At 47.6% G+C, this 20,983-nt stretch carries 16 protein-coding genes and 3 tRNA genes; 9 read left to right on the top strand and 10 right to left on the bottom strand.

Features of this window, described 5'->3' with window-relative positions; all coding sequences use genetic code 11:
* Nucleotides 1-36: 36 nt before the first annotated feature.
* Nucleotides 37-561: a DUF1836 domain-containing protein gene (locus ACO5JD_RS02515; RefSeq protein WP_051317754.1), complete on the top strand. Its 525-nt coding sequence runs from the start codon at nucleotides 37-39 to the stop codon at nucleotides 559-561.
* Nucleotides 558-1,559, top strand: a complete 1,002-nt coding sequence (locus tag ACO5JD_RS02510) for an asparaginase (RefSeq protein WP_021625455.1) — start codon at nucleotides 558-560, stop codon at nucleotides 1,557-1,559. Before ACO5JD_RS02515 ends, ACO5JD_RS02510 begins: the two co-directional genes overlap by 4 nt.
* 46 nt (nucleotides 1,560-1,605) lie before the next feature.
* Here ACO5JD_RS02510 and ACO5JD_RS02505 read toward each other — a convergent pair whose 3' ends face one another.
* From ACO5JD_RS02505 to ACO5JD_RS02485, 5 genes are all read right to left on the bottom strand, one after another.
* Nucleotides 1,606-2,883 (bottom strand): glutamate-5-semialdehyde dehydrogenase, encoded by a 1,278-nt coding sequence (locus ACO5JD_RS02505; protein WP_021625454.1) that lies wholly within the window; start codon nucleotides 2,881-2,883, stop codon nucleotides 1,606-1,608.
* A 34-nt stretch (nucleotides 2,884-2,917) separates the two neighbouring features.
* Nucleotides 2,918-3,280, bottom strand: a complete 363-nt coding sequence (locus ACO5JD_RS02500) for a DUF488 domain-containing protein (RefSeq protein WP_021625453.1) — start codon at nucleotides 3,278-3,280, stop codon at nucleotides 2,918-2,920.
* Nucleotides 3,281-4,402, bottom strand: coding sequence for an Ldh family oxidoreductase (locus tag ACO5JD_RS02495; RefSeq protein WP_021625452.1), 1,122 nt, complete (start codon nucleotides 4,400-4,402; stop codon nucleotides 3,281-3,283).
* 78 nt (nucleotides 4,403-4,480) lie between these two features.
* Nucleotides 4,481-5,671 carry an NAD(P)-dependent malic enzyme gene (locus ACO5JD_RS02490; RefSeq protein ID WP_021625451.1) on the bottom strand — a complete coding sequence of 397 codons (1,191 nt, stop codon included), beginning with the start codon at nucleotides 5,669-5,671 and terminating at the stop codon, nucleotides 4,481-4,483.
* A gap of 76 nt (nucleotides 5,672-5,747) precedes the next feature.
* Nucleotides 5,748-7,040, bottom strand: coding sequence for an O-acetylhomoserine aminocarboxypropyltransferase/cysteine synthase family protein (locus ACO5JD_RS02485; protein WP_021625450.1), 1,293 nt, complete (start codon nucleotides 7,038-7,040; stop codon nucleotides 5,748-5,750).
* Nucleotides 7,041-7,151: 111 nt separating this feature from the next.
* Here ACO5JD_RS02485 and ACO5JD_RS02480 point away from each other — a divergent pair, with 111 nt between their 5' ends.
* Together ACO5JD_RS02480 and ACO5JD_RS02475 are read left to right on the top strand one after the other, a co-directional pair.
* Complete coding sequence (locus ACO5JD_RS02480) at nucleotides 7,152-8,492, top strand: ADP-ribosylglycohydrolase family protein (protein ID WP_484987302.1); 1,341 nt, start codon at nucleotides 7,152-7,154, stop codon at nucleotides 8,490-8,492.
* 117 nt (nucleotides 8,493-8,609) lie between these two features.
* Nucleotides 8,610-8,685: transfer RNA gene (locus ACO5JD_RS02475), tRNA-Arg, on the top strand.
* A 25-nt stretch (nucleotides 8,686-8,710) separates the two neighbouring features.
* Here ACO5JD_RS02475 and ACO5JD_RS02470 read toward each other — a convergent pair.
* The gene (locus ACO5JD_RS02470) at nucleotides 8,711-10,648 is read right to left on the bottom strand and encodes a DUF4012 domain-containing protein (protein WP_021625448.1); all 1,938 of its coding nucleotides are present in this window, start codon (nucleotides 10,646-10,648) and stop codon (nucleotides 8,711-8,713) included.
* Nucleotides 10,649-10,973: 325 nt separating this feature from the next.
* Between ACO5JD_RS02470 and pfkB the strand changes: the two genes are divergently transcribed.
* On the top strand, nucleotides 10,974-11,909 hold the full coding sequence (pfkB, locus tag ACO5JD_RS02465) for a 1-phosphofructokinase (RefSeq protein ID WP_484987300.1): 936 nt from the start codon (nucleotides 10,974-10,976) through the stop codon (nucleotides 11,907-11,909).
* A 104-nt stretch (nucleotides 11,910-12,013) separates the two neighbouring features.
* Nucleotides 12,014-13,720 (top strand): phosphoenolpyruvate--protein phosphotransferase, encoded by a 1,707-nt coding sequence (ptsP, locus tag ACO5JD_RS02460; protein ID WP_035438092.1) that lies wholly within the window; start codon nucleotides 12,014-12,016, stop codon nucleotides 13,718-13,720.
* A 294-nt stretch (nucleotides 13,721-14,014) separates the two neighbouring features.
* Here the strand turns inward: ptsP and ACO5JD_RS02455 are convergent, their stop codons facing one another.
* Nucleotides 14,015-15,517 carry a basic amino acid/polyamine antiporter gene (locus ACO5JD_RS02455; protein ID WP_051317753.1) on the bottom strand — a complete coding sequence of 501 codons (1,503 nt, stop codon included), beginning with the start codon at nucleotides 15,515-15,517 and terminating at the stop codon, nucleotides 14,015-14,017.
* Nucleotides 15,518-15,600: 83 nt separating this feature from the next.
* A complete protein-coding gene (locus tag ACO5JD_RS02450; protein ID WP_035438091.1) occupies nucleotides 15,601-16,377 on the bottom strand; it encodes a dimethylarginine dimethylaminohydrolase family protein in 777 nt (258 codons plus the stop codon).
* Nucleotides 16,378-16,592: 215 nt separating this feature from the next.
* Here ACO5JD_RS02450 and ACO5JD_RS02445 point away from each other — a divergent pair, with 215 nt between their 5' ends.
* Nucleotides 16,593-17,246 (top strand): GntR family transcriptional regulator, encoded by a 654-nt coding sequence (locus ACO5JD_RS02445; protein ID WP_021625442.1) that lies wholly within the window; start codon nucleotides 16,593-16,595, stop codon nucleotides 17,244-17,246.
* 231 nt (nucleotides 17,247-17,477) lie between these two features.
* Here the strand turns inward: ACO5JD_RS02445 and ACO5JD_RS02440 are convergent, their stop codons facing one another.
* Nucleotides 17,478-18,449, bottom strand: coding sequence for a diacylglycerol/lipid kinase family protein (locus ACO5JD_RS02440; protein ID WP_021625441.1), 972 nt, complete (start codon nucleotides 18,447-18,449; stop codon nucleotides 17,478-17,480).
* Nucleotides 18,450-18,846: 397 nt separating this feature from the next.
* Nucleotides 18,847-18,922 (bottom strand) — tRNA-Gly (locus tag ACO5JD_RS02435).
* Between the two features lie 202 nt (nucleotides 18,923-19,124).
* Between ACO5JD_RS02435 and ACO5JD_RS02430 the strand changes: the two genes are divergently transcribed.
* Both ACO5JD_RS02430 and gdhA read left to right on the top strand, forming a co-directional pair.
* Nucleotides 19,125-19,201 (top strand) — tRNA-Pro (locus ACO5JD_RS02430).
* Between the two features lie 372 nt (nucleotides 19,202-19,573).
* Nucleotides 19,574-20,935 (top strand): NADP-specific glutamate dehydrogenase, encoded by a 1,362-nt coding sequence (gene gdhA / locus ACO5JD_RS02425; RefSeq protein WP_484987298.1) that lies wholly within the window; start codon nucleotides 19,574-19,576, stop codon nucleotides 20,933-20,935.
* Nucleotides 20,936-20,983 lie beyond the last annotated feature (48 nt).

Genomic DNA, 20,983 nt, shown 5'->3' with positions numbered 1-20,983 from the left:
TGTGCGTACGTGCATAGTTGCTAAGGAGCAAATAAAGTGAGCAAAACAGGAAAAGAAATGCGAGCTTCTAGTCAAGCAGTGCTGACGGACTTTTATTTGCCTGCGCTGCGAGATATTCCCGATGTGGGCCTGTTGCTTGAACAAACATGCAGACTGATTAATGGTTATCTAGACCCGTTGGGTAGTGTGCATCTGACGCCTTCAATGATTTCCAACTATGTTAAACAGGGCATTATCGATTGCCCTATAAAAAAGCTCTATTATCGCAATCATGTGTGCGATCTTATTTTTGTAGCAATCACTAAGACGGTTCTACAACTGGATGATATTCGTAGTTTGCTAGAGCTTCAGCGTGCGCAATACACGCGTGAAGTGGCCTATCAGAGTTTTATTGAGCTTTTTTCCACTGCGATTAAGGGTACAGAGAGTATCTCTACAGATGAGGATAGTGAGCTCAAGCAGCTGTTATGTGAGCTGGTGAGCTGCTGTGCCAATCAGATTCGTTTAGAAAAACAGGTTCGCTATATTCTTGACAAGCAAAGCCAAGGAGAATCTGCATGAAGCGCATATTGCTTATAGCTACAGGCGGTACTATTGCCTCGGTCGCTGGCGAAGCAGGGCTTTCACCCGCAATGACAGGAAAAGAATTAGCCTTGCAGGTGCCGCTCATCGAGGGTTTGTGCAAACTAGATGTTGTTCAGCCGATGAACATCGATTCAACTAATATGCGCCCTCGCGACTGGCTACGTATTGCTCGAGAAATTCGTGATAATTACGACAGGTACGATGGTTTTGTTGTATTACACGGTACCGATACGATGGCATATACTGCGGCGGCGCTATCGTATCTTATCCAAAACAACGACAAGCCAATCGTGCTAACGGGGTCACAGCAGCCTATGGGCAATCCCTTTACCGATGCCAAACTTAATGTGTACCAAAGTCTGCTTTATGCTCTTGACGATGAGAGTAGTGATGTGAGTGTGGTTTTTGGGGGCGAAGCGATTGCGGGAACGCGCGCTCGCAAACAGCGCACGATGAGTTTTAATGCATTCTCAAGTGTTAACTATCCAGCCCTTGCGCTCATACGTAATGACCAAATTGTGCGTGTTAGTTCTGCTCATAAACTCACTGAACAACCTCGAATACCTTGTTTTTATGACAAGTTGGATGAGTGTGTGATTGTTATCAAGCTTACGCCCGAGCTTCAACCTTCAATTTTTGCTCTGCTTCAGGCGGACTATGATGCCATCATACTTGAGACCTTTGGTATTGGTGGTGTTCCAGAGTATCCCGATGCATCGTATGAGCGTGCGATAGATGAATGGATAGCCTCAGGTCGCAGTTTGGTTATGACAACACAGGTACCTGAGGAAGGCCTCGATTTAGGCGTCTATGAAGTTGGGCGTGCTTACGCCAATAAGCCTGGCATTTTGCAGGGTGGCGACATGACGAGTGAATCGCTTGTAGCCAAGACTATGTGGGTTCTTGGACAAACGCACGATACGGCAAAAATCAGTGAGTTGTTTTATCGTCCAGTCAACCATGATCGTAGCTAGTCCAAACCAATCGAGGTTGCAGCTGAACTTGCGTGTTACTTGGCTCTTATAGGTCGCGATGGGTAAACTGACGCTTGCCTGAGGCATAGTCACTTACAACATGGTTCTGTCCACGCAACAAATACTTATAACTTACGAGCCCCTCCAGTCCTACAGGACCGCGCGCATGAATCTTGCCCGTGGAAATGCCAACCTCAGCGCCAAAGCCGTAACGGTAGCCATCGGCAAAGCGTGTTGAGGCATTGACATAGACACCTGCTGAATCAACCATCTGCTGGAATTTGTGAGTCTCGGTGTCACTGCGGGTAAGAATCGCATCGGTATGATGAGAGCCGTAGCGATTGATATGTTCGATTGCCTCTTCGGTATTCTCGACAAGCTTGACACTGAGTTCAAGTGCGAGATATTCGTGAGTATAGCCGTCTTTGCCTAGCGGCTTCACCTTAATGTAGTGGGCAACCTCGTCATCGCCGTGCAGACTAACACCAACTGCCTCACAGGCTGCAGCCAAGCGGGGTAGAAATTCCGTTACGATACTGCGCTGTACTAAGACAGTCTCTGTCGTATTGCAGGCAACTACATACTGTGTTTTAGCATCAATAAGTACGCGCAAGGCTTGGTCGAAGTCCGCGCTCTGTTCAACAAAACTGTGGCAAATTCCATCGGCATGGCCCATTACGGGGATTTTGGTATTGTCCATAATGTGACGGACAAAGGCATTTGAACCGCGCGGAATTAGCAGGTCAACATCACCATCACAACCCAGTAGTTCATCAATGTCAGCATGGGATTCTGCTTGCACGAGGCAAGCTTGGGGAAGTCCTGCCTTAAGAATAGCGTTGTGGATGAGAACAAAAAGACAACGATTTGTTTTGGCGGTTTCACGTCCTCCCTTAAGAATTGCACAATTGCCCGACTTGATACATAGGGTTGAAATCTGCACGAGCGCATCGGGGCGTGCTTCAAAGATGACGCCAATAACACCTATGGGACAGCTTATACGACGGAGTTCTAGACCCTCGTCAAGTTCGCGGTTAAGTGTGATGACTCCAAGCGGATCGGGAAGACCAATGAGCTGGTCGATACCTGCACACACATCGTTTAATTTGTGTTCATCAAAGCATAGGCGTTTAATGAGTTGGCTTGCAATTCCTGCTTCCTTGGCGGCTTGTATATCTGCAGCATTTGCTGCAAAAATCGTGTCTTTAGCCTCAAGCAGGGCTTGCTTTATCAGCCCAAGCGCATGATTGCGAAGAGTAATATCGCTGGCAGCAAGCGCAGGTGCACTCAGTTTCATCTGGCGAGCATCATCACGAATACTCATCGTGTTTCTCCTTCTCAGCAATATTGCAACGACGCTATTTATGCGCTGCGAGTTGAGTTAGATAGTCTTTAAGGATGGCGGCATGGTTAATTGTGAGATCCTTGGCTGCAAAAAGGAGAGTCACTTTTGCATCTGGTGCAAGTCCTTCAACAAAGACCTCCGCCGCACCGCTTGCATCGAGTTCTGCTTGATAGGCAGTGGCAAATTCATCCATACGTTCTGGGTCATGACTCCACCATTTGCGCAGTTCAGGACTGGGTGCCAAGGATTTTTCCCACCTGTCAAGTGCTGCCCGCTCTTTTTTCATTCCACGTGGCCAAAGACGGTCTACCAGTACGCGCAAGCCGTCATCTTTGCTTGGTTCGTCATAAATTCGCTTGATATAAAAGCTCGGCATTTAGCCCAGATCCTCAAAATCAAAATGATAGGGAAGCCCTAGCTCGTCTCGAACGGCAATAAGATCTGCTTGGACACCAGAACCCACTGGCACACCTTTGTCCTTACGCTCTTGCCACGCCAACCATTCTTTCTCACCAGCGGTGTAAATACGCTCTTGACCAGGAGCTTTTTTGGAAGCACGCAGCGCACGACAGATATCGCCAGCAATTTTTTCAAAGGTCTTACGACCACAGAAAGCCTCAGGATCAACCACAAAGAAGAAGTGGCCCAAGCCATACATCTGCGGCTTTCCATCAGCAGATACACCCATGAGCGCCTTCATAAACTTGCCGCCAGCAAGTGCCGCCGAGAGGATTTCGACAACTGCAGCATAGCCATACCCCTTGTATCCTGCAGTGGCGTCACCTACGCCACCCAGAGGAGCGAGGGCTGCTGTGCCTTCCACAAGATCTTTGAGTATCTGCTGACTGTCGGTTTCGGTGCCGCCATCAGCCGTAACAACACAACCTGCAGGGGTTTCTTTGCCCTCGCGTGCGTAATATTCGATACGACCACGTTGAACAATGGAAGTGGCGCAGTCTATACAGAAGGGAAAATCCTCATCTGTTGGTAGAGCAAAGGTCAAAGGGTTAGTACCCATCATATTGTCTACACCAAATGTTGGTGCGATAGAGGGGCGAGCATTGGTACCAGTAAGACCAATTAAACCCTCATTGCTTGCCATTGTGGCCCAATAACCAGCGATGCCATAGTGAGTAGAGTTTTTGATTGCTCCACCCGCCATACCCTGGGTATTTGCCTTTTCAATAAGCATTTGCATCATTTTATGGCTGGCAACCATACCCATGCCATCGTGTGCATCCATGACAACGGTTGTTGGGGTTTCACGCACAATCTCGATATGAGTAACTGGTAGCAATGTCCCGCGCTTGATACGGTCGAGGTAGATAGGCTTAAAGCGGTTGCAGCCGTGACTCTCGATACCACGACGGTCGGATTCCATTAAGACATCGGCGCAAATCTCAGCATCGGCCCTCGGTACGCCATAGGCTTCAAAGGCGTCAACCATAAAATCGCCGATTTGCTTCCAAGGAACATAAGGACGAGTCTCTGTACTCATGGTCTGCCTTTCGTTGTCGTGAGCCTATTTTTGTCTTATAAAGTTCAGTGTAGCAAGCAAAGCGACAAATGCTGCGTTCTAGGTACGAGCAATACCTTCAACGTGCGCTTGGTTGGCGACAGCGGTTGCTACGGCTTTGGCAACGCGCTCATCAAATGCACTAGGGATGATGTAGTCTTCGCTTAATTCGTCTGCGCTTACGATGTCTGCAATTGCATGTGCTGCCGCAAGTTTCATGCCCTCAGTGATGTCGGTTGCGCGCGCATCAAGAGCCCCGCGGAAAATTCCTGGGAAGACAAGCACATTGTTAATCTGATTGGGATAATCTGAACGCCCCGTTGCAACCACGCGAGCGCCACCAGCCTTTGCCTCGTCAGGCATGATTTCGGGCGTGGGGTTTGCCATTGCAAAGACAATAGCATCATCTGCCATGGTTGAGACGAGTTCAGCGTCGAGCACTCGAGGAGCAGAAACGCCGATAAAGATATCGCGGCTAGGAAGCACCTCTGCTAGATGGCCGTGAATGTGCTCGGGGTTAGTGCACTCGGCCATGGCTGCTTGTGCGGGATTCATCCAGTCTTCGCCGGGAGCAAGTGCTCCTCTTCGAGCCAATAAAACAATATTTGTAGCACCGAGCGCACCCAACAGTTTGGCAATAGAAATACCAGCAGATCCTGCGCCATTAATAACAATACGCGTGTTCTCGAGCTTTTTCCCAACAAGACGCAATGCGTTCAGAAGGCCTGCTGAGCAGACAATCGCTGTACCGTGTTGATCGTCGTGAAAGACAGGAATATCAAGCTCTTGGCGCAGACGTGTTTCTATTTCAAAGCAGCGCGGAGCAGAAATATCCTCAAGGTTGATACCACCAAAACTGGGCGCCAATCGCTTGACTGTTTCGACAATCTCATCAGGGTCTTTTGTGTCTAGACAGATGGGAAAGGCATCGATATCGCCAAACTGTTTGAATAAGATAGACTTACCCTCCATGACAGGCATAGCTGCCAATGGTCCAATATCGCCTAAGCCCAGTACGGCAGTACCATCCGAGACAACTGCAACAAGATTGCGTTTTGCGGTGTACTCCCATACTGCATCAGGGTTGGCGGCAATTTGGCGACAGGGTTCGGCAACACCAGGAGTATAGGCAACAGAGAGATCATCACGACTATTGAGCGCAACCTTGCTGATAACCTCGATTTTGCCGTGATGCTGACGGTGCATCTCAAGTGCTAATGCGGCAAAATCCTTGTGCTCCTTCGATGTCATAAGTCCTCCAAATACTTAATTCAAACGAGCAATAACAAAAAGCGACACCATAAAGATGCCGCTTGTATTCTGCGATTTAGGCCAAGGCAGCAAATGCCTGCTCAAGGTCAGCAAGAATATCTTCGGAGTCTTCCAAACCACAGGATAAACGAATCATACCAGGGTAGATTCCTGCGGCAAGCAGCTGCTCATCGGTGAGCTGGCGATGGGTCGAAGTGGCGGGATGTAAGGCACAGGTTTGCGAATCAGAGACATGTACCTCCTGAGAAACAAGCTTAAGATGATCAAGTACTGCAGCTGCGCGGTCACGGCTGCCGCCCTTACTGCCCTTGCCATCTCCTACCACAAAGGAAATGACTCCGCAGGGACCATCAGGCAGATACTTATTTGCTAGCTCATGATAGGGATTGGATTTCAGGCCAGGGAAGTTGACCGAATCTACCTCAGGGCGTGCCTCCAGATATTCGGCAACCTTTTGAGCGGTACTTGTATGACGCCTAATGCGCAGCGCAAGAGTCTCGAGTGTCTCGTTGAGAATAAAGGCATTGGTTGCGGGGGGATATACGCCAAAATCACGCATGAGCTGCATACGGGCCTTCATGATGAAAGCAATCTTGCCATAATCACGCGTATAGATGGTGCCATGGTATGACTCGTCAGGTTCGGTAAAGTCGGGGAAGTGACCAGAAGCAGCCCAATCAAATTTGCCTGAGTCAATAATGACGCCGCCGACAATCATGGCATGACCGTCCATGTACTTGGTAGTGGAGTGCACAACGATGTCGGCACCCCATTCGATAGGACGGCAGAGTACGGGCGTGGGGAAGGTATTATCCACAACTAAGGGCAGCCCCGCTTCGTGAGCTGCAGAAGCAAAAGCCTCAAGGTCAAGTACGGCGAGGGCAGGGTTAGCAACAACTTCACCAAAAACAAGCTTAGTTTCGGGGCGAATGGCTGCGGCGATTTCCTCTTTTGTTGCACGAGGAGAGACGAAAGTGGTAGTAATGTCAAACTTAGGTAGGGTGGTAGTAAAGAGGTTTACCGTACCACCGTAAATCGCGGAGGAAACTACGCAGTGATCGCCAGCTTTGCAGAGATTGGCAACGGTAAGGAAGCTTGCCATCTGACCAGAGCTTGTTAGCATAGCTGCAGCACCGCCCTCAAGAGCTGCAATTTTTTCTTCTACTGCAGCGCAGGTGGGGTTGGTAATGCGGGAATACATATGACCTTGTTCGGGATGGTCAAAAAGATTTGCCACTGCGTCGGTTGTGTCATAGTGATAGGTGGTGCTGAGGTAGATTGGCAAGCAGCGCGGTTCGCCGTTTCCTGCCTGATATCCTGCATGGATGCATGTAGTATCGATGCTCATAGCAAGTCCCTTCCTTTGGGTAGCAGACTTGTCAAGCGTAGCGCTTAGAGGGCACCTATGTCGGTATCATTTTTGTTAACAGTTTGAGCGGCAAAAAGTGAGGATGCAAGCATGCTTGACCGCATACAAAAGCTTTGTGTAACCGATGAAAATCTGCAGGAGTGTCCACTACAAACCCAAACTGCGTGGACAGGCAAGATTTTTTCGGTTGAGACCTCCAAGGTGAGCTGTCCTGATGGGAGTATTGCTTATAGAGAACTGGCACGTCACCATGGGGGTGCTGCAGTGGCAGTCATACGTGATGGCAAGCTGTGTTTGGTGCGCCAGTGGCGTGTATCTGTGGGGCACCTGACACTTGAAATTCCAGCAGGAAAACTCGAGGTAGGAGAAGATTCTGCTGTTTGTGCTGCTCGCGAACTCAAAGAAGAAACAGGTCTTGTTGCGACTTCACTTGAGTTGTTGGCAACATCATATGGTTCGATTGGTTTTACTGATGAACATACGATGATTTACCTAGCGCATGGCGTGCATCAAAGTGATGCGACCCCCGATAAAGGTGAGTTTGTCGATGTAGTTTGGCTTGATATCCCAGAGGTTCTGGATGCTGTAAAAGCAGGACTTATTTGTGATTCCAAAACTATCATTGCTGCTAGCATGGCTTCCCAGGCATTACGACGTCGTGCCCAACTAAAATCAGCAATCTATGGACTTGCTATAGGGGATGCCTTGGGCGTGCCTTATGAGTTTTGTGAGCGTGGAAGTTTTTGTTGTACAGGCATGGTGGGTCACGGAACACATGATCAAGAGACAGGAACATTTTCAGACGATACCAGCATGACTTTGGCAACCTGTGACAGCATTCGTGCGTGTGGCTTGATTAACATTACTGATATGCGCGAGCGTTTTTGCCGCTGGTTGTATGAGGGTGCATATACGCCTGATGGCATTACTTTTGATGTAGGCAATACAACCGCAGTGGCACTGAGACAGGGGTATGGCTGTGACGGCGAGTGGGATAACGGCAATGGTTCGCTTATGCGCATAGCTCCTCTTGCCTTTACCGCTGCAAGCGATAAGGATATCCGTGCAGTTTCAGCTATTACTCATGCGCATGCCTTGAGTTGTAATCTATGTGTGAGCTTTGTTCATATTCTAAAGCGTCTGGCAGCTGGTGCGACTGCGGCGGAAGTGGCAGGGGAGTGGAAGGATAAGCCTGCGCCCGCATCCAGTGGTTTTGTACAGCATGCCTATGATGCGGCACTTTGGTGTTTGGCAAATACTTCGAGCTATCGAGATTGTGTACTTGCTGCAGTTAATCTGGGTTTGGACACTGATACCACTGCCGCTATTGCTGGTGCATTGGCGGGCGTGCTCTATGGTTATGATGCTATTCCCGTCGAGTGGATATCTGCTTTGCGAGCAAAAGATTTGATCGAGTCCTGCTTGTTTTAATATTTTTTGTCCAATCTTTGCTCTAAAGCGTTTTCACTCCCAACAATATCTAAGATACTTATGGCACGAGATGGTGTAGGTCGTGGTAGGATATCCCTGCACTAGTTGCAGTAACGGGCGCCCTTAGCTCAATGGATAGAGCACCAGTCTTCTAAACTGTAGGTTGGCGGTTCGAGTCCGCCAGGGCGCACCATTTTTTCGAGTGCAATTCTTCAGTCTTAATCAGCTTGGGCTGTGGGAGTCTGCCTGAGGGTTGGTTTGTCAGCATCGGCAGGGCAGGTTAGCTTGTATGTGATGGTAACTGTCTCACTAAAGTCAAGCTGTACAGCGCAGTTTTCAAGTTTGTGTCCATCCCATTCCATAGGCTCATGGGTGAAGCTTAGACCATTACCTGTTTGCGATTCACTTTTGGCATCAACGTCGCTTATCGAAACGCCTTCGGATGCAAGTAAGTAGAGCTGCAACATCATATCGGCATCACTACGTCTACCTGCACTTGCGTTGCCCAATACGACAAAGCTACCTGTGCTGCTCCAAAGTTCAGAAAGCTTAGACATATCGATTGTATTGGTGAGTGTTGTAGTGACTTGATAACTAACACTGCCATCAGATTCCTTGGAAGCCTTGCCAATCTCTGTTTTTGCATTTAGATACCAGTTAATGCGTCCGTTGGTTTTTTCGTTGATATAAACGCCCAAGACAGGAGATTTTTTGTCATTGTTATCTATACCAGCAAAGCCAAGCTCGGAAACGAGTTTTTCTTCCTCAGTATCAGCAAGCCAAAGGGATAACCTGCCCTGCTTGACACTGGTATGTAGAGTCTTGATGAGTTTGGCATTATCAATGCTGCCAAGCTTTTCAAACAAAGGACCCACGCTGGCATTGCAAACATCATCAATCTTTTTGCCCTGTTCCCAAGAACCGGTATTTTGCGCGAGTTCTTTAAGGACATATTCAGCAAAATTTTTGCTATCAAGAGTAGTTTCATCATCAAGGGTGACATTACCTGTTATGGCAAGCAGATTCTGCACCACATAAGGGTCAAGCAAAATCACACCATCAATGTGATTGCCAGACTGATTTTCATAAGCCTGTGCGAGTAGCTCGGCGGCACGTGATGCCTTGGGGATGGAGGTAATTTGTGATGGCTGCGAGCTCAGCGTGTCTCCTACAAGCTCATCTTCTGCAGCAGATGTCTTGAGGAGCTTGTTACCACTCAAGGTGGTACTACTAGAATCGTCATGTGAGAAGGGCTGCAAAACCAACGAACCATTGGATGCCGTCAGGATGCTCTTGCTAAGGGGGGCACCGCCCAAGGAACGCAGTTGATCGTTATCTTGGATAACCACCAGATAATTACGTGTTTCTTTAGAACCAAGAATAGTTGCGGCATGCGGTGCAAGTTTGTGAGCAAGTTGGCTGCGCTTGTCCAGCTCATCGAAGGCTTTTTGAGCATGCTGAGTTGCTTTTGCAAAGTCGGAATCTCCCGTAGAGGCAAGAGCTGATAACTGTTTTTTTGCCTCGGTTATTTTTGCTTGATTGTCTTTGAGAGTATCGAGTGTGCCTGATAGGAGCGCAAGATTAACCTTGCCACTTGAAAGGATTTGAACGCTGTTTTCCTTTTGGGCGACTTTCATAAATGGTTCGACAATGTCATGTGAGAGTAGCTGGGCAGCGGAGGAAAGTTCTTGAGCTGTATGAGCATCACTTCCCGCTACAGGCAAAATTGACACAAAAGGCCAAAGCGAACCTTGGGTAAGTGACTTCAGGCTATCTGCATCGGTAATCATTGCGGCAGAAGCTTTATTTGCTGCGGCGACATCTCCCGCATCTACAGCGTCTTCAAAGCTGGCATAACTTGCCATGACTTGTTTGGCTTTGCTTCCTGCTTCGCGTACCTCGCTGGAGATGGCATTGGTTGCAATGGCGCCGGCGATAACTAAGACTGCGAGTGCGGTGCCCAGTGCAATTCGCAGCATGGGCAGATGATGGGAACCGCGATTGTGAGTGATCTGCATGCGGTTTTCTGAATATTCGGCAACATGAGCAGTCTGCTCTTCGCGCTCGCTCATGGGATGTTGGATGGTTGCGCGACCGACAGAACGTGCACGAGCATTACGGAGGCGTTCTTCGCGGGATTTCTTGTCATTACCCATGGGCAAAATCTGCTTTCTTCAACCAGTGCTCAAAGGCGAAGTTGAACACTTCCTGTATTTGATTATTTTCCACCACACTATGATACTGATAAAGGAGATGTTTCGGTGCTGTATTGCTTGTCCGTTATGCATGTGTAGGCTGATTTTTGCGGCTGATGGCAGCTTTGGAGGTGATGAGGGCATTCAAACATGAAACCGATACCACCTTTTACCATACGTACGGCAGGCTTAAACGACCGTCTTCCAAATTATTCTCTCTTTTCGTTCCGTAAAGTCTAAGTATGTGAGAATATGAATCGAGTTGGCATTTGGAAAGGAGCTCGCGTTGATTTACACGATGACCCTAAACCCCGCCATTGACTACGTCATGCATCCTTTGACGTTGGATATGGGTTTCACTAACCGCTCTTCGACTGAAGAAATTTATTGCGGTGGCAACGGTATCAATGTCTCGACGCTTCTCAATGAGCTACAGGTTCCCAATGTAGCTTTGGGCCTGCTTGCTGGCTTTACGGGTGACTACATGCTGCAAATGCTGCAGGATGCAGGTCTCACCTGTAATTTTGTCCGCTTGGACAAGGGCTTCACCCGTATTAATGTCAAGCTTATCGGCATTGCAATGACAATGGTTAACGGTATGGGCCCCAAGATTTCTGAGAAGAAAGTCGATGAGCTGCTTGAGCGCATCGATGCTATTGGCGAGGGCGATACCCTTATTTTGACAGGCTCCATCCCCAAGTCTCTGCCTGAAAATATGTATGAGATTATCATGCGTCGTCTCAAGGGCCGTGGTATCCGCTTTGTTGTTGATGCTCCCGGTACGTTGCTGTTGCAGTCACTGGATGCAGAGCCCTTCTTGATTAAGCCTAACAACCATGAGGTTGGTCGTATTTTTAATTCTCACCCCGAAACTCCTGAAGAGTGTGAGCCTTATGCCCGTGAGCTACAGAAGCGCGGCGCACAAAACGTTATCGTTTCCTGTGGTGGGCATGGTTCATTGCTGCTTGATGAGAATGGTGTGATGCACACCGTGCCTACAGCAAAGATTCGCCTTGTTAACGCTACAGGTGCAGGCGACTCTATGGTTGCTGGTTTTGTCGCCATGGTTTCTGCTGGTGCTGATTATGAGAACGCTCTACGTTTTGCTTCTGCTTGCGGTACGGCTACGGCAGCAAGTAAGGGTATTGCCAAGCGCGCAACTATCGATCGCGTGTACGGTCGCCTCATTGAGCTCATCAACAAACAGGCAAAGCAGAAATAGGCTCGGTCTTAGACATTGTCTTCTCGCTTTATACGGAGATGGCGTCAATGGATTTGCCGCGCCATCAGGCGCGTGTCTTATGGGAACGCAAAAGAGGAGCTCATATGTTTAAAGGCGTTAATGCATCGGATGGCATTGGCATCGGTGTTGCGCGTGTCGCGGTGGTGCCTGATCTCTCCTTCACCCCGACTGCCCCCAAAGATCTAGAGGCTGAAAAACTTCGTTTTTCGGCTGCCCGCGACAAGTTTATTGCTCGTACTAATGAACAAATTGAGCGTATGAAGGCAGGCGGTCTCGAAAATGAGGCAGGCATTATGGGTGCTCATATCGAGTTTGCCGAAGACGATGGCATCCTCGAGAGTGTTAATGACAGCATTGATGAGGGTATGTGCGCCGAGCAAGCTGTCTCTGAAGCCTATGACATGTATTACAACATGTTTATCAATATGGAAGACGAGCTCTTCAAGGCACGCGCTGCTGACGTTGCCGACGTAAAGACTGGTTTGCTTGCCAATCTTTTGGGCAAAGAGTTAGTTGACCTGTCCAACCTGCCCGAGCACTCTGTTGTTATTGTGCATGAGCTAACACCTTCGATGACTGCTGACATTGACAAGAACAACATCGTTGGCATCATTACCGAGACGGGTGGACGTACTTCTCACTCCGCTATTATTGCCCGCGCTATGGAAATTCCTGCCGTCCTGTCTGTTGAGGGCTGCACGACCGCTATCAACAATGGGGACTTGCTGATTGTTGACGGCACTCAGGGTGAGGTTTTCCTTAATCCTAGCAATGAGGAGCTCGATAGCTACAAGTTTAAGGCCGAACTGCTTGCCGCTGACAAGAAGAGACTCGAGGCATATCGCGGTAAGCCAACCAATACAGCCGATGGTATTAACAAGCTGCTTGTTGCTAATATTGGCAACCCCGATGATGCAACTGCTGCTATTGAGCATGACGCTGAGGGCGTTGGTCTTTTCCGCTCTGAGTTCCTCTTTATGGATGCTTCTGAACTGCCTACCGAAGATGAGCAATTCTCTGCTTACCAAAAAGTTGCTTTGCGTATGAAGGACAAGCCTGTCATCATTCGTACGCTTGATGTGGGTGGCGACAAAGAGATTCCGTATCTTGACCTTGTCAAGGAGGAAAACCCCTTTATGGGATTCCGTGCCGTTCGCTACTGCCTTGCCAATCCTGAGCAGTACAAGGTACAACTTCGCGCTCTGCTGCGCGCCTCCGCCTTTGGTGACATCAAGATTATGGTGCCTCTGGTAACTGACCTTGTTGAGATCCGCAAGGTTAAGACTCTTGTTGAGGAATGCAAGAAGGAACTCGATGAGCGTGATGTTGCTTACAACCCCAATATTGAGGTTGGTACCATGATTGAGACACCTTCCGCGTCTTTGATTGCAGATTTGCTCGCTGCTGAATGTGACTTCTTCTCTATTGGTACTAACGACCTTATTGGTTATACGATGTGTGCTGACCGTGGTAACGATCGCATTGGGTATATCTATGAGGTCTATCAGCCGTCTGTACTGCGTTCGCTTAAGCGTATTATTGAAGAAGGCAACAAGGCTGGCATCATGGTTGGTATGTGCGGCGAAGCAGCAGCCGATCCTTTGATTATTCCCGTGTTGATTTCCTTTGGTCTAGGTGAGTTCTCCGTATCTTCGCCGTCCATTCTGCGTACACGTCACATTATTTCGCAGTGGACCAAGGAGGAAGCAGACGCTTTGACTGAAAAGATTATGAAGCTCGATACTGCTGCTGAGGTCAAAGCTGCTTTGCAGGCTGCTGTCAAGAAGTAATTATGCTAAATGGTAGATAGCTAAAGAAATAGTTATTTATACACTTTAAGAGTATTGACATAACCCCAAAATATAACCCCAAAATCTGATTTGTTTCAGGTTTTGGGGTTTGTATTAGTTTAGTATGGAGTTTATTGTCGCTACGCTATGAGTACCAGATATAAACTAACAAAGTTTTTTTATTTTTACTCATACACACTTTTTGAATTGATGGAGGAGTTCAACGAGCAGTGTGACTGCCTATCAGTCTGCCAGCAGACAGCTTCATACCAACGCTACCTGCCAGCAGTTTCCTTACAGTACTGAAATTGTACCCATTGCAATGAGGTATATCGATACTGCCATCGTGATGACAATAATCGCCGCAATAACTTTATCCACCATAGTTGGCAAAATCTTCTTGCCTTGGGTTACTTCGCCCCAAGCATAAAGAGCAATACCTGGGGTAAACAATATGGTCGTAATCATAATGCCAGTTAGTCCACAGGACCACACTAGAAAGATAGTATATGCCACGCCCAACGAACCAAAAAAGCGTGCCTTGTTGATATTACCTGCACCATCGACACCCATGAACTTGTTCTGCCAGGCGATTTTGGCAAAGTATAATACCGAGGCGACATAGGGCACTAAAATTGTGCATACGGCACAGTTGTACATAAATTGATAGGTGGTTGTTGCAAATACTGCCAAAATCAAAAATAGCTGTGTAATTGCAGATGACACAATGAGTGTCACGATGGGAGATCCTGCTTCATTTGATTGCGCAAAAATCTTGGGGAAAGTACCCATCTTTGCTGCTTCATACGGAGTTTCGGCATTGATGATGACATAACCTAACATAGCGCCTAACAGCGACAACACTACGCCGAGATTGACTATAGCAGCACCAATAGGTCCGATAGCAGCTTCGAGTACACCAGCCATCGAAGGTGTCGCGAGTTGAGCCATTTGCTCGCGAGGTACTACACCCATGCTGAGGACCGATATCAACATATACAGTACAAAAATGGAAACAAATCCAATAATGGTCGAGCGCCCCACATCTTTTGCGAGACGAGCACGTCCTGAAATTACCACGGACGCTTCGATGCCAGTAAAGACCCAAACAAGTGCAACCATAGTGGATACAACCTGCTCAAAAAAGCCTGGGCCGCCTGGTTCACCTGTAAAGTTAGTCATAAAAATAGAAGGATTAAATTTACCCAACAGCAAAATTGAGACGATAAATAGCCCAAGAGGAATAATCTTTGCAATGGTTACAAAAACGTTGAGCTTAGCTGCTTCTTTGACACCTTTTGCTGCCAACCAGACCAAAAACCACAGATATGCGGAGGCAAAAATACATGAGAGAAGATTGTTGCCGCCTTCAAAAGGCTTAAAGAAATATCCAAGTGCTGAGAAGAGTAGAAGAGCAAACGAGACGTTAGATAGGCATCCTGAAATCCAGTAACCATATGCTGAAATGAAGCCAACAAAATCACCAAATCCTGCTGCAGCATAGGCGTAAATGCCGCCAGTTAGGTCAGGCCGTGCACGTGATAAACCAAAAAAGCACATAGCAAGTGATAGTACGCCTACAAAGCAGATGCCCCAGCTGATCAGTACAGCTCCTGTATTGGCACCACCTGCTGCAAGATCACCTGCCAGTGAGAAAATACCACCGCAAATACTCGCTGTGATAACCATCATTGACAGGCGTAGCAGACCCATGCCATTGGGATCGATGATTTTGTTACCTTGCTCGTCTATGAGTAATTTTGCGGGACTACTTGTCATTACATTAGATGTTTGCATCGTAGCACCCTCTCTCCGTAGTAAAAGGTTGCGTGGATCGTTTTGCCGACCCGCGCAACCTTTTGGGGATGAAGAAAAAAGTTCTAGAAGCGCAAGCCTAGGCAGGATAGACCGCCGTCGAGTTTGCGATATTCAGACGTATCTACCACGATAGTTTTGTAACCAGCATCTTGTACAGCCTTGAGCACAACGGGATAGCCCTCGGCGACGATGACTGTGTCATTTATCCAAATACAGTTGGCGCCATAGGCCTCTTCTTCAGGAACAATGATCTTGTTGTAGCTTGCAAAATCAGTTTTTTCGATAAATTCGCCAGAGACGAGCATATTGTTGTTCTCGATATAGTTGACGCCTGTCTTTAGATGCAACACTTTCTCCAGAGGGACTTCAACACACTTCAGACCCCACTCTTGTAGGATGGCGGCAAACTGACGGATGCCTTCTGCATTGGTACGTTTTGACCTGCCAACATAGAATGTGTTACCTACCATCATGACATCACCGCCCTCAAGGGTGCCTGGTGAGGTAATGTGACGAATTTTGTCATAATCAAAAAAGCGATGCAGTACAGGTTCAAGCAGTGCTGCCTCACCACGACGAGTGTCAGCTCCTGGGTTGTCTACGATAACACCACAACGTGTAATTACGCAGGTATCCTCAACAAAGCAGCTGTCAGGGTACTCTTCGGATGCAGGAAGTACGGTGACATCTACGCCGCAACGCGTAAGGGCATCAATGTAGTCATTGTGCTCTTCAATAGCGCGATTATAGTCGGGCTTTCCAAGCTCAGGGGCAGAGGTAATGCCGTTAAGCAAAGAGTGACTTGGACGACGGACGATGCAATGAGTAAATCTAGCCATGGTAAAACTCCTTTCAAAAAACTAACTTTGCGCTTCGTAAGTCCAAAATATCTTTAAGATTTGCATACCGTGTACAATTCATACTCAAAGGTATTATTTTTTCAGTAAGCGGTAATTTATACGCTGTTTATCTTTATTTTTTTGTTTATATTGGCAAGAATGACGATTGTATACAATAGTATTGTAAATACAATAAGTTATAGGTGTGTGACAGTATGAGTAAAGAAAGATACTTTTCTCTCAAAGATCATGTGTATATGCATATTGCCAATCTCATCAATGAAGGCATGCTGGGGGAGTTTGAACATATTAGCGAGCAAAGTATTGCTGATGCATTGTCAGTTAGCCGTACCCCTGTGAGAGAAGCGCTGATGCAGCTTGCAGACGAGGGCTATTTGGAGCGTTTGCCGCGAAAAGGCTTTATTGTGCGTGGCTTTGATGAGTCGGCAGCACGCGAAGTGTTTGAGATTTTGGGGCCGCTTGATGGGAGAGCGGCTCTTTTGGCAGCAGGGCGTATGAGCGACAATGATGTTGCGCAACTAGGATTTTTGTGTAACAGTATGCAGCTGGCGATCAATAGCGGGTTATTTGATCGCTATGATGATTTGCAACGCGAGTTTCATCAGACTTACGTGCAAAAGTGTGGCAACAGTCGACTTGTAGACTATATTGATGATCTTAATCGCTTTTTTATGAAACGCGCCTATTTGCAAGAAAAGCCTGATGTGCTGGAAGCCAATGCGCGCAAAGCCAATAAGGAACACGCACATATTTTGGCACTTTTCAAGAAGCGGGATGGTATTAGTTTGCAATCTTATATACGGGATGTGCACTGGTCATTGGATAACGCTAAATATCTGTCGTGGTAGGAAAGAGCCGTGCTAACCACGTAGTCTGTATCCAGCTATATCGGGTGAAACAGCCCCGAGGAGGCTTTTTTGTTCGCATTCCTACCAAAAAAGCCTCCTCGGGGCTAAAAATATTAACCATCTATTCTTCTGAACATATATAAATGAACGATGGAATAGTGTAGATATTTTTAAGAGCAAAAAATATATTTTATTTTTTTGGAGCTGCTGTTACGCAGCGGGCTGTTTCAATTAGTCGGTAGTATTGTTCGAAATGATAACTTTCAAAGCAGCGGGGACAACATCAATGCTGTGATGTTCCTGTTTGGGTATTTTTTCTCCATCGATTTGTCCAGGAGGAATTTCCTCGGGGAAGTGTATGTCCAAATGAGTTAATTGATCAAAAGCTAAATGCCGAGATCGTGTGTGCTTTCCTAGACGAGTCAAGCCAAAGAGCCGCAGAGTGTTAGGCACCATCGGCAAACTGCAGTTATAACAAAGGTCAAGCAGACCATCAGATGCATCTGCCTTAGGTGTAATTTGGAAGCCGCCACCATAGGTTACGCCCTGTTGCACAGCAAAAATAATTTCGTGACCTGCAATTTCTTTTTTGTTGCCAGCAGCATCGCAGTAGCTTGCGCTAAAAGCCCAGCCATGATGAGCTTTGCTCATAATTTTGAGACCAGAAGTAGCAAAAAGTGTAGCTCCTTGTTGATGAGTATCTGCAGCGCGACGATTGGTGGTATCAAGAGCAATAGCTGCATCAAGCCCAAATGAGAGAGTTTCTATGTAGTACTTTTCTTGTGGAGTGTCCTTATCTAAAACACCTAGATCAAGCTGCTTTGTCGTACCCATCATAACTTCAGTAAGTGCAGCTTCAGGGTCGTTAATGGCAGATCCAAGCGTACGCGCAAAATCGTTTCCTGAACCCATGGCTATAACAGCAAGAATGGGGCGCTGGGCTGCAGGTATTTGCATAAGACCATTCACAACTTCGTTGATAAGTCCGTCTCCACCTAGCGCAATGACGGTATCTGCCTCAGCCGCTTGAGCAGCCATATCTTGAGCATGGCCACTTGCGTTGGTAAGCTGCATATGGAACTTATCTGTTGCGGAGCTATGCGCTTCAAAGTATCGGCGGACAAACTCAGCTGCATGAGCCCCTTTACCACTGCGAGCAGCAGGGTTGGCAATGGCGATAGTGCGTCCCAGTTGTCGGCTCATGTGTAAAACCTTTCAAACTCAGTTTCTTCAAATTTTGCTTGTACAAAGTATAGGCCAGCCTACAAAAGCAGCGTTGGACATGAAAATTTGGGCATATAGGAAAAACGTGTGTTGGAATGTGGCATATAAAACGCAGCATACATTACAGCGCGAAGCTGCAACATGCGAAAACGGTTCACAATTCATCAATTTCATCGGAATCGGATTCCTAATTCATCATTGACCCAAAATTTACCAGACCCCTTTTGTGGAGCCAAAAGTGAAAAACGAACCCTTTTTGGATGGGATGATAAAAAAGGAATCTCATTTTTTCTATATCCCGAAAGTTGGTGTCACACCATAGCTTTACGTATGAAAAAAAGCCAGCGCCTCAGTGACGCTGACCTCTGCATTTGTATGGAGCGGCGGACGGGACTCGAACCCGCAACAATCAGCTTGGAAGGCTGACGCTCTACCAATTGAACTACCGCCGCACATGACGTGCTAAGACAGAATAGCCCAAGTCTTCACATCACGCTACATAAATCTTGCCTTTGCTGAGTAATTCTCACAAGAATAAGAATATTTTCATGGCAGGGGTTTGTGAGCAAATAGCAAGCAAAGTAAAAAATTATTGGTAAGTTGTTCTATCCGTTGCGATAAAGGCACAGCTCATCTATAATTGCCCTCCGTCAACGGGGCGTAGCGCAGCCTGGTAGCGCGCCTGCTTTGGGAGCAGGATGTCGTGGGTTCGAATCCCGCCGCCCCGACCATACTTTATTTGTCGCCTTTGTTGCGGTTTTTTATCAAGCAGAACGTCTTATATGTCAAGGAATAGCGTCTAAGCAGTGGATAGGTAAGCGTCTAGGCGGACAGACGAGCGGACAAGTATGCACGTGTTCAGACAGACAAAGATGCAGATATCTCGACTGATAAAAAATATACGAGTGTTTAGGCTGGTACATGAGCGAACGGTTGGCGAACTGTTTCGTAACAGATAAATTTAATACTTGATTTAGTAGGCAAAGAAAAACCCACCTACTCTAGACTTGGCGTGAATGAGTACGCCAGAGGGACGTCATCTTGGGATGGCGTTCGCACCGGGGCGACAGGCGTCGTGCCCGCACTACCATGAGAGGGGAATCATGTCCGAGCAAAACTATTCCGAGCGCGTTATCGCTGAGCTTTCCGAGCGTTACGCTGACCAGCCTGAATTTATTCAGGCTGCAACTGAGGTCTTAACAACCCTTCAACCTGCCCTTGATGCTCATCCCGAGTACGAGCAAGCCGCTTTGCTTGAGCGTCTTGTAGAGCCAGAGCGCATTGTTATGTTCCGTGTGCCTTGGGTTGATGATGAGGGTAAGGTTCAGGTTAATCGCGGATATCGTATCCAATTCAATTCAGCTATTGGTCCTTACAAGGGTGGTCTGCGTCTGCATCCTAGCGTGAATCTTTCCATCCTAAAATTCCTAGGTTTTGAGCAGATATTCAAGAATAGTCTCACAACGCTTCCCATGGGCGGTGCCAAGGGCGGCTGTGACTTTGATCCCAAGGGTAAGTCTGACCGTGAGGTTATGGCATTTTGTCAGTCCTTTATGACCGAGCTTTTCCGTCACATTGGTCCTAATACCGATGTTCCCGCAGGTGATATTGGCACGGGCGCTCGCGAGATTGGATATATGTTTGGCCAGTATAAGCGCTTGCGCAATGAATGGTCTGGCGTACTTACCGGTAAGGGTCTGAGCTATGGTGGCTCTCTTGCACGTACGCAAGCAACGGGCTATGGCGCAGTTTACTTCCTGTCTCATATGGTGGCCGAAAAAGAGGGCACTCCCACCGTTGCAGCAGCTCCTCTTGCAAATAAGACCATCTGCGTTTCTGGCTCGGGTAATGTTGCAATCTATGCAGTTCAAAAAGCAGAGCAGCTCGGCGCAAAAGTTGTTACCGTGTCTGATTCATCAGGCTATGTCTATGATCCCGATGGCATTGATGTAGCCACTTTGCAGACAGTAAAAGAAGTACATCGTGCTCGTCTGACCGAGTACGCTACCGCTCGTCCTAATTCTGTCTATCATGCGGGTGAGCGTCCTTGGGGCGAGGCCTGTGATGTTGCTATGCCTTGTGCTACGCAAAACGAGCTCAATCTCGGCAATGCCAAGGAGCTTGTTGCTCACGGCGTTAAGTATGTGGTCGAAGGCGCTAACATGCCAACCACGCTTGAAGCAACTCAGTATTTGCTGCAAAATGACGTCTTCTTTGCGCCTGGCAAGGCTGCAAATGCTGGTGGCGTTGCGACCTCTGGTCTTGAGATGAGCCAAAATGCAGAACATCTCTCTTGGACCTTTGATGAGGTTGACGAAAAACTTAAAGGCATCATGGAGTCTATCTATACCGTTGCGAGTAACGCTGCAAAGCAGTACGGTCATGAGGGCGATTTGGTCTTTGGTGCCAACATTGCTGGCTTCCTCAAAGTGGCAGAGGCCATGATGGCTCAGGGTGTTTGCTAAGGCGTATTTACTAGATAATCCTAGCGTGATGGTTTTGCAGCGCCTGCC

The sequence above is a fragment of the Olegusella sp. genome (assembly GCF_057238325.1).
The sequence above is the reverse complement of the archived record's forward strand: the minus strand, read 5'-3'. Positions and strand labels throughout refer to the sequence as shown.